The organism is Collinsella sp. HCP28S3_E12 (assembly GCF_052065595.1).
Classification (GTDB): domain Bacteria; phylum Actinomycetota; class Coriobacteriia; order Coriobacteriales; family Coriobacteriaceae; genus Collinsella.
On record NZ_JBQHTS010000005.1, the window covers coordinates 115,935 to 131,539 of the forward strand.

Consider the following 15,605-nt stretch of genomic DNA (forward strand, 5'->3'; position numbering starts at 1 on the left):
TACGTTGGCCCGTATTAATGGTGTCGACCTCCCGCGTGAGAAGCGCGTTGAGATCGGTCTGACCTACATTTACGGCATCGGCCGCACCACTGCGACGAAAATCTGCGTCGAGTGCAACGTTAACGTGGATACGCGCGTTAAGGACCTCACCGAGGATGAGGTTAACGCCATCCGCGAGTATATCGACAAGAACCAGATCATGGTTGAGGGCGACCTCCGCCGTGAGCGCAACCAGAACGTCAAGCGCCTTATGGACATCGGCTGCAACCGCGGCCTTCGTCACCGCAAGGGCCTCCCGGTCCGCGGCCAGCGCACCCACACTAACGCTCGTACCCGCAAGGGCCCGAAGCGTCAGATCGGTGCTAAGAAGAAGAAATAAGGAGCGCTAGATAGATGGCTACTGCTAAGAAGAACGTTCGCGCTGCCCGTCTGAAGCGCGCGGACCGTAAGAACATTTCCGTGGGCCAGGCTCACATCCGTTCTACGTTCAATAACACGATCGTTTCGATCACCGATCCCCAGGGCAACGTCATTTCCTGGAAGTCGGCTGGCCAGGTGGGCTTCAAGGGCTCCCGTAAGTCCACGCCGTTCGCTGCCCAGATGGCTGCCGAGGCTGCTGCCAAGCAGGCCATGGAGCACGGTATGAAGAAGGTTTCCGTCTTCGTCAAGGGCCCCGGCTCCGGTCGTGAGACCGCCATCCGCTCCCTCCAGGCTGCTGGCCTCGAGGTCTCGAGCATTCAGGACAAGACCCCCATCCCGCACAACGGCTGCCGCCCCAAGAAGCGTCGCCGCGTGTAACTGAAAGGATCGTATCAATATGGCAATCGACAGGACTCCTGTTCTTAAGCGCTGCCGTCAGCTCGGGATCGATCCCGCTGAGCTCGGTTACAGCAGCAAGAAGGAATCTATCCGTCAGCCCAAGCGCCGTCGCAAGGAATCTGAGTACGGCATGCAGCTGCGCGAGAAGCAGAAGGTCAAGTTCATCTATGGCGTTCTGGAGAAGCAGTTCCACGGCTACTTCAACAAGGCCCGTAAGATGAACGGCGTCACCGGTGAGAACCTCATGATCATCCTTGAGTCTCGCCTCGACAACGTTGTTTTCCGTCTTGGCTTCGCTCGCACCCGTAAAGAGGCTCGTCAGTCCGTCCGCCACGGTCACTTCACCGTGAACGGCAAGCGCGTGGACATCCCGTCCTACCGCGTCAAGGCCGGCGACGTCGTCGCTGTTGGCGAGAAGTTCCGTGACCTCCTCCCCATCAAGGAGGCTCTGATTTCCTCCGAGCGCTTTGAGGTCCCTGGCTGGCTTGAGGTCGATATCGAGAAGCTGTCTGGTAACGTGCTCGCTCTGCCGACGCGTGAGCAGATCAGCGGTGATATCAACGAGCAGCTCATCGTCGAGCTCTACTCTAAGTAGTCCATCCGGGCTGCTGAGGCTGGAGGTAATACATGTCAGAATTCATTAGGCCTCAGGTTCAGGTCGAAGAGATCAACGAGACGTCTGCTCGTGTCTCCGTCGAGCCGCTCGAGCGCGGTTACGGTGATACGCTGGGCAACTCCCTGCGTCGCGTTCTTCTGTCCTCGCTCGAGGGTGCCGCCGTCGAGGCTATTCAGATCGATGGTGCGCAGCACGAGTTCATGACCATCCCTAACATGGTCGAGGATGTCACTGACATCGTCCTGAATGTCAAGGGTCTTGTCTTCAGGGCTCTCGGCACGACCGACGAGGCGACCGCCACCATCTCGGTTGACGGCCCCTGCGAGGTCACCGGTGCGGACTTCTTTATTCCGTCCGAGTTTGAGTTGGTCAACCCCGAGCAGCACATCGCTACGCTCACTGAGGGTGGCCATCTCACCATGAGCATGCGCATCGGCTATGGCCGCGGCTATGTCTCTGGCGAGGCCAACAAGCGCGACAACGATCCCATCGGTGTGATCCACGTCGACTCGCTGTACTCGCCGGTATCCCGTTGCGCCAAGCTCGTTGAGGCTTGCCGTGTCGGTCAGCACACCGACTACGACCGCCTTGTCCTCGAGATCGAGACCAACGGCTCCATCGCCCCGCGCGACGCCGTGGTCCAGGCCGCCAATATCATCAACCAGCATATGGCTGCCTTTATGAACCTTGCCGAGACCCCCGAGGTCGAGGAGGAGGTTTCGATCTTCGCTCCCGAGGTCACCAACGACAACGCCGAGCTGGACAAGCAGATCGAGGATCTGGACCTTTCTGTCCGTTCCTACAACTGCCTTAAGCGTGCCAGCATTCACTCGGTCCGTCAGCTCGTTGAGTTCTCGGAGAACGATCTTCTGAACATCCGCAACTTCGGTGTTAAGTCGATCGAGGAAGTGAAGGACAAGCTTGAGTCCATGGGCCTGAGCCTGAAGGCTTAATGCTTCGCATATTTGAGGAGAAACTAGACCATGCGTCACAACGTTAAGAAGGGCCTGAAGCTCGGCACCGATGCGAGCCACACCAAGGCCATGAAGAAGAGCCTGGCCAAGGCCCTCTTCGAGAACGACCGCATCAAGACCACCGAGACCCGCGCTAAGGCGCTGCGTTCGGTTGTCGAGCCGATCATCACCTGGGCCAAGAAGGGCGACCTGCACTCTCGTCGCCTGGCTATCGCCAAGCTCGGCGATAAGCAGCTCGTTGCCGAGATCTTCGACAAGGCTGCTCAGGGCATGTGGCAGGATCGCAACGGCGGTTACACCCGCATCATGAAGCTCGGTAACCGTAAGGGCGACAACGCTCCCATCGTTATCATGGAGCTCGTCACCGAGCCTTGCACGCCCAAGGCCAAGAAGGCTGCTCCGGCCCCCAAGAAGGCCGCTGCTCCCAAGAAGGTCGAGGCTGTCGAGGAGACCGCTGCCGAGGAGGCTCCTGCTGAGGAGACCGCTGAGTAGACAATTCGTCTGCATAGGCTATATTCGAGGGGTATGTTCGCGTACCCCTCTTTTTTTGTCGCGATATCGTTGTTTGTTTGTTGGGAGCGCCCATGACCGCGCCGTCTGATTTCAATTTGACTCCAGAGCTCGATGCCACGTTGGTGTTTCGTGTTGCCTATGACGGCTCGTCCTATAGCGGATTTGCCGAGCAGCCGGGGCAGACGACGGTTGCCGGAGAGCTGCGTCTTGCCATAGAGACGCTCTTGCGCCGCTCAGTCGATTTGACGTGTGCCGGGCGCACCGATGCAGGGGTGCATGCGGTGGCCCAATACATCAGCGTGCCCGTTGCGGATGCTGAGCTCGCTTTAACGCGCCGCAGGTGGCTGCGAGCTATGGATGCGCTGCTGCCCAAAGATATCGCCGTTAATGAGGTCTACAAGGCCCGTAAGGGCTTTTCTGCGCGTTTTGACGCACGTTCTCGGACCTATACCTACCGCATTGCCGATCGCGATGCGCGTCCGGTGCTATCGCGTGGCGCAGTATGGTGGCATCGTTATCCTTTGGACGTGGATGCGATGGCAGCCGCCTGCCCAGCGCTTTTGGGCGAACAGGACTTTAAGAGCTTTTGTAAGGTCGCTTCTGCCGTGGGCAAGCCAACGCATCGTTGCGTGATGCGTGCCGAGTTTGGCCACGAGGTCGCCTTTGGCGAGGATATCCTCACGTTTACCATCGAGGGCAATGCGTTTTTGCATTCGATGGTGCGCACCATCGTGGGAACGCTCGTCGAGATCGGCATGCATCGCCGCGATCCCGAGTGGATGCGCGAGGTGATTGACGCTTGCGATCGTACTGCTGCGGGTCCCACGGCGCCGGCGTGCGGCCTTACCTTTATGGGCGTAGATTATGACCCCACCGAGCTCGTCGCGCTCGAATAGAGGAGAAGCGAGAGCCATCTAAGTATGCTGCTCGTGTGGGCGAGCCGTGTGCAACATCTGTTCTTGGCGTGCAGCGCATCAGGCGACTCATTGCGTTTATTGCCGGGGTGTACCATGAACGGCAGTTGATTATTGCTGTCGAGAGGATGGATAACTTGCTTCGACGTGGCTCGCTTCCGCGACTTTCGGTGATCCTTGTTGTGGAGGGTTCGCCCAGCTACGCGATGCGTGCACTCGAAAGCGTCCAAAACCAAGACCTCTACGATATGCAGATTGTCGTTGCATGTCGCAACGCTGCGCCGGGCGTTCGTCATTCGCTCGATGTTGCCGCGGGCAGAGATATTCACATCGATTTGATAGACGTTGACGATCCGTCGAGCGGAGCTTGCCTTCGCGAGGGTTTTGCCGCTTCGCGCGGGGCCCACATTATCGCAATGAGCGCCGACGAGTGGTTTGCGCCGCACGCGTTTTTGGCAATGCTCGATGTCGCTTGTGAGACCTCGGCAGATATCGTATTTCCCTCGGTGTCGCTCGATCGCTACGATACGCATCGGGAACGCCATTCTCGTATGTTGGACGCGCAATCCATTGCCCTTGCCGACGATGGAGACCGGGCTTTAGGCCTGGCCAAGCTGGTCGAGAGCGGTCTGGTTTGTCAACATTCCGGCGTGATGTATGAACGCTCCCTGTTTGAGTTGTGTCTGCAGCATGCCGAGTCGTATCGTGCGATCGCCTTTTTGGCGCCTGCCCTTTCGCATGCGGAACGCGTATTGGGGTGCGCCGAAGCTTGTTTCCATACGGCCGCGCCATCGGTTGCGGATTCATTCGACCCCACCATGTTCTCGCGACTTTCCGATGACGCCAAGGCGCTTGAAGAGCTTTGCGTGCCATTCGACGCAATAGATGACGATAACCATCTAAAGCTGGCCTGCCAACGGTTTTACTATGGCCGCTTGGTTGCTTGTATCGAGAATTTGTGCCTGAGCCCCCATGGGGTGTCTTCAATTGAGCGCACGGCACGATTGCGTGATATGCTCAACGACGTGCGGACCCGCCAGATGGCGGTGGCCCTTAAGGGAGAGCGCCGAGGCCTTGGACTTTTGTTTGGGCCGATTGCCAACGTTAAGCCTATGCGCTGCGTTATGTATGCGCATCTGGCTGCTTTTTTGAACAGAACGGGCGCAAGGATAGCCTAGCTGTGTCATATTCGAAAATAATTTGCATAGAATTGTTTCGAAATGCGTTCTTATTCACAAATAGCCTCAAATAGCGCTAAACTATTCAATCACTGATAGATTGTCTTCGCCATCTATGGAGTGAGGTTTTATATGGCTAAAAAACGCAACGGGCGCCAGGATGCCATCAGAGATATCGTGCGCAATAAAGACGTGCGTACGCAGCGCGTGCTGGTGGACGAACTCCGCGCCATGGGCTTTGATTGCACGCAGGCGACGGTTTCGCGTGACATCGCCGATATGGGGCTGCGCAAACTGCCCGAGGGCATCTATGTTCTGGCTGAGGACCTGCACCTGCAGCGCATGGTCTCCGAGCTGGTTACCGGTGTGTTGCGCACCGACAACCTGGTTATGATTAAGGCTCAGCCCGGCACCGCCTCGGGCATTGCCGCGGCTGTCGATGCGGCCGAGCTGCCCGATGTGCTCGGATCGCTTGCCGGCAATGACACGATTTTGGTTATCGCTCAGACTGCCGAGGATGGCGAACGTCTCGAAGCGCTGATTAACAAGCTCAGTGCCGCGCGTAAATAGCTTTACGCGCGTAAACAACGCCAGCTAAGACGGTGGAAATACAGGGGCGTCGGTTTTGAGCCGACGCCCTTTTTGTGACGCTCCTGTCGTGGCATCTCGATTGCGCGCGATATGCCATGTATGTCCCAGCAAAAAGCGCCCGAGCATTTGAGCTGCTCGGGCGCTTTGCTATCTACTGACCTGTGGAGGGATCGGGGGTCGGGCTAGGGCTGGGATCGGGGGTCGGGCCAGGGTCGGGGCTGGGGCTGGGATCGGGGCTGGGGTCGGGAGTAGGGGTGGTACTGCCGCCATCGCCTTCGCCGCCGGTGTTACCGCCCTCGTTGCCGCTCCCGCCGGTGGTCTCCGTCTCTTCTTCCTCGTCTTCGTCCTTATCCTCGTCCTCTTCCTTCTTCTTGTTGTTTGTGCCGTAGAACTTCCAGACGTTATTGTTCTTGTACGTGGGAGCCGTTCCGGTCGGGAACTCCTCGCGCTCGGCGCCCGCAAGAACGGTGTTCATGAACTTCTTAAAGACGGGCAGGTTGGTGCTGTCGCCCAGCAGGTCCGAACCGTACTTTTGGATGGGAATCTCGCCTGCGGAATAACCGGTCCACAGGGCGCATGCCAGTTGCGGCGTGTAGCCGCAGAACCACAGGTTGGTGGTGTTGTCAGTGGTGCCCGTTTTGCCGGCATAGGGCTGGTTGACGCTCAGCGCGCCGGCGGCACCCGTGCCGCTGCCCTGCATGACGCCGGATAGAACGTCGGTAACCGCGGCAGCCTCGCCTTCGGTGAGCACCCGCGTGGGATTGTCGGTGTGCTGGTACAGAACCGAGCCGGTACGCGAGTCGATCTCGGTGATGGCGATCGGCTGGCGATAATAGCCGCCGTTGGCAAAAGCGGCGTAGGCCGATGCCATCTCGAGCGGTGAGATGGACCCGGTGCCGAGCGTCATGACGGGAACGTCCTCGATATTGTCCTTGGCGGGATCGATGCCGAGCTTTTTGACGAGCGACATGATCTTGTCATTTCCGATGGCTTCGGCCACCTGAATGTAGCCGGTGTTGGATGAGTATGCCGTTGCCTGCTTAAGCGTGATGTTGCCATAGCTCTGTTTGTCATAGTTTTGCACCTCGGTCGTGGTGCCCTTGGCCTTGAGTGGCGAGTTGCAGTTGAGAATAACGTTGGGGTTCATGCCGTTTTGGATGGCAGTTGCCAGCGTAAAGGCCTTAAACGTGGAGCCCACGGGGCGCTTTGCCGTAGCGTGGTTCACGTGATTCTCGTCGGCGTTGTAGTCGTAGCCGCCCACCATGCACTTGATGTAGCCGGTCTTGGGGTCAACGACAACCATGCCCATGTCCAGGCCATCGAGCGAAAGCGTGTCGAGCTGTGAGCGCACAGCCTCCTCGGCCACCTGCTGCATGGTGGGGTCGATGGTGGTCTTAACAGTCAGGCCACCCTTAAAGAGCACGTCGGTGGAGAACTCCTGCTCGAGCAGCTGCTTGACATAGGAGACAAAGTAGGGCTGTGAGTATACGTCGACACCGCTGCCCGAGATCTCGGTCACGTTGAGGGTGATGGGCTCAGCCTGCGCGGCATCGTGCTCTTCCTGCGTGATGTGGCCCAGGCGCAGCATGTTGTCGAGCACCTTATTGCGGCGGGAAAGCGCCAGGTCGGGATTGACCGTGGGGTCGTACTGTGAAGGCGAGTTGGGCAGACCGATGAGCAGCGCGGCCTCGCTCAGGGTGAGGTCGGAAGCACTCTTGGAGAGGTAGGTCTCGGCGGCGGCCTCGATGCCATAGGCGCCGTGGCCATAGTAAATGGTGTTGAGGTACATCATGAGGATCTCGTCTTTGGAGTACATATCCTCCATCTTGATGGCGATATAGGCCTCGCGCACCTTACGCTCGATGGTCAAGTCGAACTGCTCCTCCTGCAGGATGGTGTTGCGCACCACCTGCTGGGTGATGGTCGAGGCTCCTTCGTGGCCGCCGGCAAGGGTTGCCACCGAGGCACGCGCGATGCCCAAGAGGTCGATGCCGCCGTGCTCGTAGAAACGCTCGTCCTCGACGTCGATCGTGCCCTGCAGGACGTACGGGGAGACCTGGTCCTTGGTGATGGACTTGCGGTTTTGGGTATAGAAGCTGGCAATCTTGTTGCCGTTGCAGTCAACAATCTCGGTGGGCTCGCTGACCAGATAGGCGTTGGCGTCGGTGTAGTCGGGCAGGTCGGACAGCCAGCGGTTGACGTTGCCGATCATGCCGATGCCAAATGCTACGCCCGCGATGAGCAAAAAGCCCAAAAGCGAAAGCAGGATGACGGGCAGAGCGTGCGTCTTAGAGCGACCGTGTCCCTGTCGTTGGCGAGGACCCATATGTTGACCTCCAAGTATGTCGTGCCAGGCGGCGGGTATGCGTCGGGCAGGATGGACATAAGTTATTACACGATAAACCAATCGAGCCGCGCGAAGCCTCGTGTATGCTGGTTGACGGCAATTAACAGAGCGATTGCATACCTTGGTAAGGAGTTTGCCGATGGCGATTTGGGCGACGGAGCCTAGCAGACAATGCGGGAATGGGACGCCAACATCGGGGCTGGCACTGCCCGAGCTGTTGGCTCCGGCTGGCGGGCTCAATCAGATGCTCGCCGCGATCGCGGCAGGTGCCGATGCCATTTATGCCGGGTTGAGCGGATTTAACGCCCGCGTGAGTGCGCACGGGTTTAGTGATGACGAATTTGCGCGCGGGTGTGCCGTGGCGCACGCCCATGGTGCGCGCGTGTACGTGACGCTCAACGTATTCGTGTTCGACGACGAGCTGTCCGAAGCTGTGGCACTGGGGGCACATGCGCATGCGCTGGGCGCCGATGCACTGATCGTGGCAGATGCGGGCCTAGCCCGCGCGCTGCATGCGGCAATTCCGGGGGTCGAGATTCATCTGTCCACCCAAGCGGGCGTCCATAGCAAGGGGGCTGTGCGTTTGGCGGCTGACGAGCTGGGGGTCGAGCGCGTGACGACGGCGCGCGAGCTGACCGTGGCAGAGATTGCGACGCTCTGCGCTACCGGTGTGCCCATCGAGGTGTTCTGCCATGGCGCCATATGCATTGGCTATTCGGGCGCGTGCGAGTTTTCGGCCCTGCGGCGCGGACGGTCGGCGATGCGTGGCGACTGCACGCAGCCGTGCCGTCTGGCATACGATTTGGTGGATGAGGCTGGGGAGAGCGTCGTTGCCGTCGAAGGCGATCGTCTGCTCTGCCCGCGTGACTATCTGGGCATTGCTCATTTACCCGAGCTTGTTGCTGCCGGGGTGGCGTCGCTCAAGATCGAGGGGCGTATGAAGAACCCCGACTACGTCTACAACGTGGTGCGGGCGTGGCGCCGGGCGCTCGATATGCTGCGTGATGGCGCGTGGGATCCCGATGCCGTGCGGGCGCTCGAACGTGAGCTGGGAAGGTCGTTTAACCGCGGGTTTACCGACGCGTATCTGCGAGGCCGCTCGGGCGCGGAGCTTATGAGTTTTGAACGCGCGATCAACCAGGGCGTGCGTGTGGGCCGTTTGGTTACCGTGGGACACGAGGAAGTGACCGTCGAGCTCGATGCCGCCGTGGCGGCGGGCGATACGCTCGAGATCAGGTTTTACCCGGGCGCCGACGCTCGGCCCGATGTACCTAAACGCTGGCCGCAAGTTCCCTGCCCGGTGGATGCCGCGGCGGGAGAGCGCATCGTTGTCCATTGCAAGCGCAAGGTCGACGCGGGCTGCGAAGTGTATCTGATTCGCAGCGCTGGTGTGCTTGAGCAAACGGCGGCGGCACTGGAGCGCATGCGGGCCGAGGCCGATGCGGCCGTGCTTGCGAAACGCGCTGTCGAGACGCTGCCGTTTGCGGGCGTTCTGATGGATGGTGGCGCGCAGCCGGAAGAACCTGCAGAGTCTGTCGCCGCTCGCTTGGTCTTTGCCTGGCAGCTGATGGACCAGGACCCGAACGAAGAGCTCGACCTGTCCGATGCGACTGTTGTGCTCGACGAGGTCTGCCGTGTGGGCGATATCGAGCGCACTCGGTCGCTCATGCAGCGCGCCGGCCGCATCGTCTGTCGTAATCTGGGACAAGTGGCGATAGCTCGCGAACTGCGCGTCGTCTTTGACGTGGCAGCGCCGGTGTTCTGTGCGAACCGGGCAACGCTCGCCTGGTTGCGGGGGCTTGGGGCGCAGCGCGTATTTTTGCCTGCCGAACTTGTCGCTCACGATACGAAACGCGTTGCCGAGCTTGCCGCCTGTCCTGGCGTCCTGGGTCCCGTCGATACCGATCGTCCCGAGCTTATGGTGTGCGAGCACTGCCTGCTGACCGCCGAGGGCGTCTGTGCCACCGATGCGACGGGACAGGCTTGTTGCTGCGACTGCTTGCGTCGCCGGCAGACGCGCTATCTGGTCGATCGTGACGGTACACGTCTGCCAGTTGCCATCGACGCATGCGGCAGGACGAGGATTTTCCTGTCGTAGGTGCTGCGTCGCGTCAGTTTGTTATCATATGAGAGTTTATGGACTTCCAGCACCGCCGTTTTCGGCGAGGGTGCTATAGCAAAAGGAGGATACCCAATGCTGTCTGTTGACGAGCAAATGCGTATCATCACCTCGGGCGCCGCGAAGATCGTCCCCGAGGCCGACCTTCGTAAGAAGCTTGAGAAGGGTGAGCCCCTCAACATCAAGCTCGGCGTCGATCCCACCAGCCCCGACCTGCACCTGGGCCACGCCGTGCCCCTGCGCAAGATGCGCCAGTTCCAGGACCTGGGCCATAACGTCACCCTGATCATCGGCAACGGTACCGCGCTGATTGGCGATCCTTCGGGCAAGAACTCCACCCGCCCGCAGCTTTCTCAGGAGCAGATCGAGGCCAACGCCGAGACTTACGTGAGCCAGGCCATGAAGATCTTGGACCCCGAGAAGACCACCATCGTGCACAACGGCGACTGGATCTTGTCGATGGACCTGGCCGGTCTGCTGCAGGTGTGCTCCAAGTTCACCGTCGCCCGCATTCTTGAGCGCGATGACTTTACCAAGCGCTATCAGTCCCAGACGCCGATCGCCCTGCACGAGTTCCTGTATCCCGTGATGCAAGCATACGATTCGGTCATGATCAAGGCTGACGTGGAGATGGGCGGCACCGACCAGCTTTTCAACCTGCTCGCCGGCCGTGAGCTCATGGAGAAGATGGGCATGGAGCCGCAGATCGCGCTCACCATGCCGCTGCTCGAGGGCACCGATGGCGTCCGTAAGATGTCCAAGTCCTATGGCAACTACATCGGTCTGACCGACGCGCCCAAGGATATGTTCGGCAAGACCATGTCCATCCCCGACGAGATGATCGGCAAGTACTACCGCCTGGCGAGCTCGCTCACCCCGGCCGAGGTCGACAAGATCGACGCTGCCCTGGCCGATGGCTCTGCCGATCCCTATGAGCTCAAGCGCGCTCTGGGCCGCGACCTGTGCGACACCTACCACGGCGCCGGTGCCGGCGACGAGGCTCAGGCCGAGTTCGACCGCGTGTTCAAGGAGGGCCAGCTCGCCGACTTCCCCGAGAAGCATGTTGAGCTGACCGTAAACGACGAGGGCCAGATTTACCTTGCCGGCCTGCTCAAGGACCTGGGTCTTTCGGCCAGCGCCGGTCAGGCCCGCCGCGACATTGACGGCGGCGGTGTCAAGATCAACGGCAAGGCCGTGGCTCCCAAGAGCTACAACATCGACCCCAGTGCCCTCAAGCTGGGCGACACCCTCTCCGTGGGCAAGCGCAAGGGCTTTAAGCTTATTTAGTTACGCGGTTTTACCAAACCGCGTAACAGCTTGACGCTGCGCGGGCTCCAGAGCGACAACTTGTCATTCAAAGAGGACGGCATGACCAGAAGGTCTATGCCGTCCTCTTTTCATGCCAATTTGTTCGCTCTGGAGTCCGCTCGCTGTCCGTCCTCCACCTACGGCGTTGTCCTGGTTGGCACTTAGGGACGTTTCTTTTTGGTGCAAAGCAGCCTGTCCCCATTGCGCCAAGTGGTGCGTGCCGTTAAGCAGAGGGGCGTATTGCTGGCCCATCGTTTGGGCATACAATGGCTATTGGCTTGCTGCGGTGAAGGTCTGTCCGCTCCGCAGCTTTTTTCTACGGTTAAAGGAGTATGTATGTCCGTTGAGGTCATGAGGTCTGTGATCGATGCCGCCGAGGGCCGCGTGCCCGTCGACACGCTGTTTGCCAACGCGCAGATCGTCGATGTGTACGGTCAGCGCGTGGCGCCCGGTAGCGTCGCCGTCAAGGACGGCGTGATCGTCGGTGTTCTCTACGATGGTCGAGATGACGCTGCTGGCACGTACGAGGCAGCTGAGGTTATCGACTGTCAGGGTCGCTATCTCGCACCCGGTTTTATTGACGGACACTTGCATATCGAGTCTTCGAACATCCGCCCTGCCGAGTATGCGCGCATGGCGGCGACGCGTGGCACCACCACCGCTATTGCCGACAGCCACGAGATCGCTAACGTTTCCGGCCTAGACGGCCTGCGCTTTATGATTGAGGACGGTTGTCGCGCGCCCATCTCCATCAAGTACATGATGCCTTCGTGCGTGCCCGCACTGCCCGACGAGCAGGCCGGTGCCGTCATCACTGCTGCCGATATGCAGGCGTTTTTTGCCGAGCATCCGGGCGACGTCTTTGGTCTGGGCGAAATGATGAACCTGCCGGGTGTCTTTATGGCCGACCCCGAGACCTGCGCTCGCATCGATGCTGCCAACCAGACACCGTCCAAGCAGGTTGACGGTCATGCTCCGCTTGTTGCCGGCAAGGATCTCAACGCCTATGCCGCGGCGGGTATTATCGCCGACCACGAGTCGACGATTCCCGAGGAAGCGCTCGACAAGCTATCCCGCGGCATGTATGTCATGCTGCGCGAGGGCACCTGCAGCCATGATCTTGCCAACCTGTCGCCTATGCTGCTGGAAAACCCCGCCCGTGCCCGCCGCTGCTGCTTCGCGACCGATGACCGCGCTCCCTCCGATGCACTTTCGACCGGCATGATCGACAATGCCTGCCGCGTGGCTATCGAGGCCGGCATCGACCCGGTGGTCGCCATCTCCATGGCGTCCCTTTCCACGGCCGAGGCCTTTGGCCTGGACCACGGCTGTCGTGACCCGCATGAGCTCCGCGGCGCCATCGCTCCGGGCAAGCGTGCCGACCTGCTGGTGCTCAACGATCTGACGTTTGCCACGGCCCCGCATCGCGTATATGCCGCCGGTGCTCTGGTGGCGCAGGATGGCACCTTTGTGGGCGAGATCGCACCCGAGATGGCTGAGGTTGCAGCCCTTGCCGATGAGCTGCGCGCCTCTGTTAAGCTGCCGAAGCTTTCGCTCGACGTTTTCGACTATGCCTTTAAGCCGGGCGAGGCTGTGATTGACGTGGTGCCGGGTAAGGCCATCACGGGTATGGCTCGCCCCGAGAGCGCCGAGGGCCTGCGCCGCATTATGCTGATTGAGCGCCATGGCCGCGGCGTGTCGCTGCAAGCCGAGGGCGTCGACGGCGACGGCCCCGCTGGCCTGGGCCTGGTCGGCAAGCATATCGGTCGCGGCTGGGTGCGCGGTTTCACCATCACCGGTGGCGCCATTGCCTCCACAATCGGCCACGACTCGCACAACGTGTGCGTGGTGGGCGACAACGCCGCCGATATGATGGCTGCTGTTGAGGCCGTGGGCCAGGGCGGTCACGTGCTGGTGCGCAACGGCGAGGTCGTGGCGCGCATTCCGCTGGCGCTCGGTGGCCTGATGAGCGAGGGCACGGCCGAGGATGTCGCGGCGCAGCACGACGACTTTATGGTCAAGGCGCGCGCCATGGGTATTGAGCCGCCGCTCGACCCCATCATGGGCATCATCTTCCTGCCCCTGCCGGTCATCCCGACGCTCCGCATCCGCCCCGAGGGCATGTTCGACGTCACGACCTTCACCTACGCCGACTAGTCATCGGGGACGTTCTTAAACGACTAGTCGCTGGGGACACTCTTTGGCGTGTCGCCTGACGCCGCGACCGTGGGCTCTCTGGCGCGCGTGAGCTATTTGCCAGGTCTATGTAACGTTTATGACTGCGGGGTCTTATTTGAGCTCCCTTTGGGTACGTTGGAATCGGATACACGTTCGATTCCAGCAAGCCCGAAGGGAGCTTTTCTATGTTTAAGCTGATTGCATCCGATATGGACGGCACGTTGCTTGACGAAAACGGCCAGGTGCCTCCCGAGACCTACGAACTGATTTTGGCGCTACGCGAGCATGGCGTGCATTTTGCCGCATCGTCAGGCCGCCGCTACGATCGCCTGTGCGAGTTCTTTGCGCCCGTTCGCGACAAAATGGACTTTGTCGCAGCTAACGGTGCCCAGGTCTACGCCGACGGCAAAATGGTAGGCCGTGAGGTGTATTCGCACCTGGCGATTCGAAAGCTAGCCCAGGCCGTCGCGACGTTTCCCAATCTGCATCTTGCGCTCTTTGACCGAACCAAGTCCTTCTTGCTCGATGACGAGAGTAAGTTCGTGCGCGAGGTGGATAAGGACCTTCCCAATGCCGAGCGCATTTGGGAGCTGCCCGATCCCAGCGTAAATATCATCAAGGCGAGTATCTTTTGCGATGATGGTGCCGTTATGGACAGCGCTTACGTACTGCAGCGCGAGCTCGGCCAGTTCTTTACCTTTGCGCCTTCGGGCAACGCGTGGATCGATGCCATGCAGCCCGGTGTGTCGAAGGCCTCGGGCATCGCACAGCTCATGGAGCACTATGGCGTCGAACGCGACGAGGTCATGGCTTTTGGCGACTCGATGAACGACTACGAGATCATTCGCTTTGTCGGCACGGGCTGCGCGATGGAAAACGCGCGCCCCGCGCTCAAGGCAGTCGCCGATCGCGTGGTGGGGTGCAACCGCGACCACGCCGTCCAGCAGGAGCTCCGTCGCGTGCTGGAGAGTCTCGCCTAATTCGGCAGATGGGGACAGTCCTTGCAGCGCCCCGCGAAGAGTGCCCCCAACGACTACTGTGACCAGGGTAGCTAAAAAAGCCCCGTCCCAAATTAGCTACCCTGCCGGGTTGCTGCTGCTAGGCGAGGGCGGCCATGACGGCGCGGGCGACGCCGTCGTGGTCGTTGTCGTATTCGGTGATGGCGCCGGCGGCTTCGCGGTCCTCGGGCTCGGCATTGATCATCGCCGTACCGTGGCCCGCTGCCTGCAGCATGGGGATGTCGTTGATGTTGTCGCCGAACGCCCAGGCGTCGGCGAGAGGCTCGCCCAGATGCCCACATAGCCAAGCCAATGCCGTTCCCTTGGTGGCACCCCCGCCCATGACCTCGATATTCATGGCGTACGAACGCGTGACCTCAATGCCTTCGAGCGTGTCGAGCGCCGCCACGATAGCATCGCGGTCGGCTGAGTCGTGCCAGTACATGGCGATGCGTTCGAGCACCTCGACCTCGTCGATTTTGCTGTCGATATCCATGTCGATCGGCGTTCGCGTGCGCTTGAGCGAAGCCGCGATGTGAGGATCTCCGCCGCAGAATTCGTCCAGGCGCGTGTAGAGCGAGCGGGGGAGGAAGCACCGCCCGTCCGCGAAGATATCGAAGGTCACATCGTGGCCGGCGGCAATGCTATGGACGCGGTGGGCGATGGCGCGGTCGAGCGGTCGGCTCAATATGCGCGTGGCGCGTGAGGCATCGGTGGGCACATCCTCGTCGAGCTGCCAGACGCTAGCGCCATTGGCGCAGACTGCGTAGTGCACGGCAGGATGGGCGAGGATGGCCTCAAAGACGCCCGACAGCGGACGCCCCGTGCACGGTACAAACTCAATGCCGCGACGTGCGAGCTCGTCGAGCATCGTCCAGGTGGCGTCGCTCATCTGCTTGTCACTCGTCAACAGTGTTCCATCCATATCGGAAAAAACAAGAGGCTTCGGTAGTTTGTGTGACAAGGGGCTAGCCTAGGCAGCAACGCTCTTCGCTCCCTTCACGCCCTTCTTCCTCGCCTTCACCGGGCGACCCGGGAGCTGGGGCTGGC

14 protein-coding genes are annotated in these 15,605 nt (G+C 60.5%); 12 read left to right on the forward strand and 2 right to left on the reverse strand.

What is annotated here, in order from left to right; translation table 11 throughout:
- Positions 1-4: 4 nt before the first annotated feature.
- The 8 genes from rpsM (at position 5) to ACTNBY_RS03550 (ending at position 5,584) form a co-directional block, all read left to right on the forward strand.
- The gene (rpsM, locus tag ACTNBY_RS03515; protein ID WP_154516058.1) at positions 5-379 is read left to right on the forward strand and encodes a 30S ribosomal protein S13; all 375 of its coding nucleotides are present in this window, start codon (positions 5-7) and stop codon (positions 377-379) included.
- Positions 380-393: 14 nt separating this feature from the next.
- Entirely contained in the window at positions 394-798 is a 405-nt protein-coding gene (gene rpsK / locus ACTNBY_RS03520) for a 30S ribosomal protein S11 (RefSeq protein WP_006235274.1), read from the forward strand.
- Between the two features lie 19 nt (positions 799-817).
- Positions 818-1,414, forward strand: a complete 597-nt coding sequence (rpsD, locus tag ACTNBY_RS03525; protein WP_006235275.1) for a 30S ribosomal protein S4 — start codon at positions 818-820, stop codon at positions 1,412-1,414.
- A 32-nt stretch (positions 1,415-1,446) separates the two neighbouring features.
- On the forward strand, positions 1,447-2,388 hold the full coding sequence (locus tag ACTNBY_RS03530) for a DNA-directed RNA polymerase subunit alpha (protein ID WP_154516055.1): 942 nt from the start codon (positions 1,447-1,449) through the stop codon (positions 2,386-2,388).
- Between the two features lie 30 nt (positions 2,389-2,418).
- A complete protein-coding gene (rplQ, locus tag ACTNBY_RS03535; RefSeq protein WP_271742473.1) occupies positions 2,419-2,901 on the forward strand; it encodes a 50S ribosomal protein L17 in 483 nt (160 codons plus the stop codon).
- 92 nt (positions 2,902-2,993) lie between these two features.
- Entirely contained in the window at positions 2,994-3,818 is an 825-nt protein-coding gene (truA, locus tag ACTNBY_RS03540) for a tRNA pseudouridine(38-40) synthase TruA (RefSeq protein WP_441063375.1), read from the forward strand.
- A 146-nt stretch (positions 3,819-3,964) separates the two neighbouring features.
- Positions 3,965-5,014, forward strand: coding sequence for a glycosyltransferase (locus tag ACTNBY_RS03545; RefSeq protein WP_441063377.1), 1,050 nt, complete (start codon positions 3,965-3,967; stop codon positions 5,012-5,014).
- A 132-nt stretch (positions 5,015-5,146) separates the two neighbouring features.
- Positions 5,147-5,584: an arginine repressor gene (locus ACTNBY_RS03550; RefSeq protein WP_154516043.1), complete on the forward strand. Its 438-nt coding sequence runs from the start codon at positions 5,147-5,149 to the stop codon at positions 5,582-5,584.
- Positions 5,585-5,756: 172 nt separating this feature from the next.
- Here the strand turns inward: ACTNBY_RS03550 and ACTNBY_RS03555 are convergent, their stop codons facing one another.
- On the reverse strand, positions 5,757-7,931 hold the full coding sequence (locus ACTNBY_RS03555; protein ID WP_441063379.1) for a transglycosylase domain-containing protein: 2,175 nt from the start codon (positions 7,929-7,931) through the stop codon (positions 5,757-5,759).
- 160 nt (positions 7,932-8,091) lie between these two features.
- Here ACTNBY_RS03555 and ACTNBY_RS03560 point away from each other — a divergent pair, with 160 nt between their 5' ends.
- The 4 genes from ACTNBY_RS03560 to ACTNBY_RS03575 all read left to right on the forward strand — a co-directional run bounded on the left by ACTNBY_RS03560 (position 8,092) and on the right by ACTNBY_RS03575 (position 14,537).
- Positions 8,092-10,050, forward strand: coding sequence for a U32 family peptidase (locus ACTNBY_RS03560; protein WP_441063381.1), 1,959 nt, complete (start codon positions 8,092-8,094; stop codon positions 10,048-10,050).
- 96 nt (positions 10,051-10,146) lie between these two features.
- Positions 10,147-11,358, forward strand: coding sequence for a tyrosine--tRNA ligase (gene tyrS, locus ACTNBY_RS03565; protein ID WP_117769435.1), 1,212 nt, complete (start codon positions 10,147-10,149; stop codon positions 11,356-11,358).
- Between the two features lie 357 nt (positions 11,359-11,715).
- Positions 11,716-13,536, forward strand: coding sequence for an adenine deaminase (locus ACTNBY_RS03570; RefSeq protein ID WP_441044634.1), 1,821 nt, complete (start codon positions 11,716-11,718; stop codon positions 13,534-13,536).
- A gap of 206 nt (positions 13,537-13,742) precedes the next feature.
- Positions 13,743-14,537, forward strand: coding sequence for a Cof-type HAD-IIB family hydrolase (locus ACTNBY_RS03575; protein WP_427794984.1), 795 nt, complete (start codon positions 13,743-13,745; stop codon positions 14,535-14,537).
- Between the two features lie 118 nt (positions 14,538-14,655).
- Here the strand turns inward: ACTNBY_RS03575 and ACTNBY_RS03580 are convergent, their stop codons facing one another.
- On the reverse strand, positions 14,656-15,519 hold the full coding sequence (locus ACTNBY_RS03580) for a Cof-type HAD-IIB family hydrolase (protein ID WP_255413671.1): 864 nt from the start codon (positions 15,517-15,519) through the stop codon (positions 14,656-14,658).
- Positions 15,520-15,605 lie beyond the last annotated feature (86 nt).

Excerpts from the sequence above, each read along its gene's own strand:
- rpsK (WP_006235274.1), top strand. The coding sequence starts at position 394 with ATGGCTACTGCTAAGAAGAACGTTCGCGCTGCCCGTCTGAAGCGCGCG.
- rpsD (WP_006235275.1), top strand. The coding sequence starts at position 818 with ATGGCAATCGACAGGACTCCTGTTCTTAAGCGCTGCCGTCAGCTCGGG.
- ACTNBY_RS03530 (WP_154516055.1), top strand. The coding sequence starts at position 1,447 with ATGTCAGAATTCATTAGGCCTCAGGTTCAGGTCGAAGAGATCAACGAG.
- rplQ (WP_271742473.1), top strand. The coding sequence starts at position 2,419 with ATGCGTCACAACGTTAAGAAGGGCCTGAAGCTCGGCACCGATGCGAGC.
- truA (WP_441063375.1), top strand. The coding sequence starts at position 2,994 with ATGACCGCGCCGTCTGATTTCAATTTGACTCCAGAGCTCGATGCCACG.
- ACTNBY_RS03545 (WP_441063377.1), top strand. The coding sequence starts at position 3,965 with ATGGATAACTTGCTTCGACGTGGCTCGCTTCCGCGACTTTCGGTGATC.
- ACTNBY_RS03550 (WP_154516043.1), top strand. The coding sequence starts at position 5,147 with ATGGCTAAAAAACGCAACGGGCGCCAGGATGCCATCAGAGATATCGTG.
- ACTNBY_RS03555 (WP_441063379.1), bottom strand. The coding sequence starts at position 7,931 with ATGGGTCCTCGCCAACGACAGGGACACGGTCGCTCTAAGACGCACGCT.
- ACTNBY_RS03560 (WP_441063381.1), top strand. The coding sequence starts at position 8,092 with ATGGCGATTTGGGCGACGGAGCCTAGCAGACAATGCGGGAATGGGACG.
- tyrS (WP_117769435.1), top strand. The coding sequence starts at position 10,147 with ATGCTGTCTGTTGACGAGCAAATGCGTATCATCACCTCGGGCGCCGCG.
- ACTNBY_RS03570 (WP_441044634.1), top strand. The coding sequence starts at position 11,716 with ATGTCCGTTGAGGTCATGAGGTCTGTGATCGATGCCGCCGAGGGCCGC.
- ACTNBY_RS03575 (WP_427794984.1), top strand. The coding sequence starts at position 13,743 with ATGTTTAAGCTGATTGCATCCGATATGGACGGCACGTTGCTTGACGAA.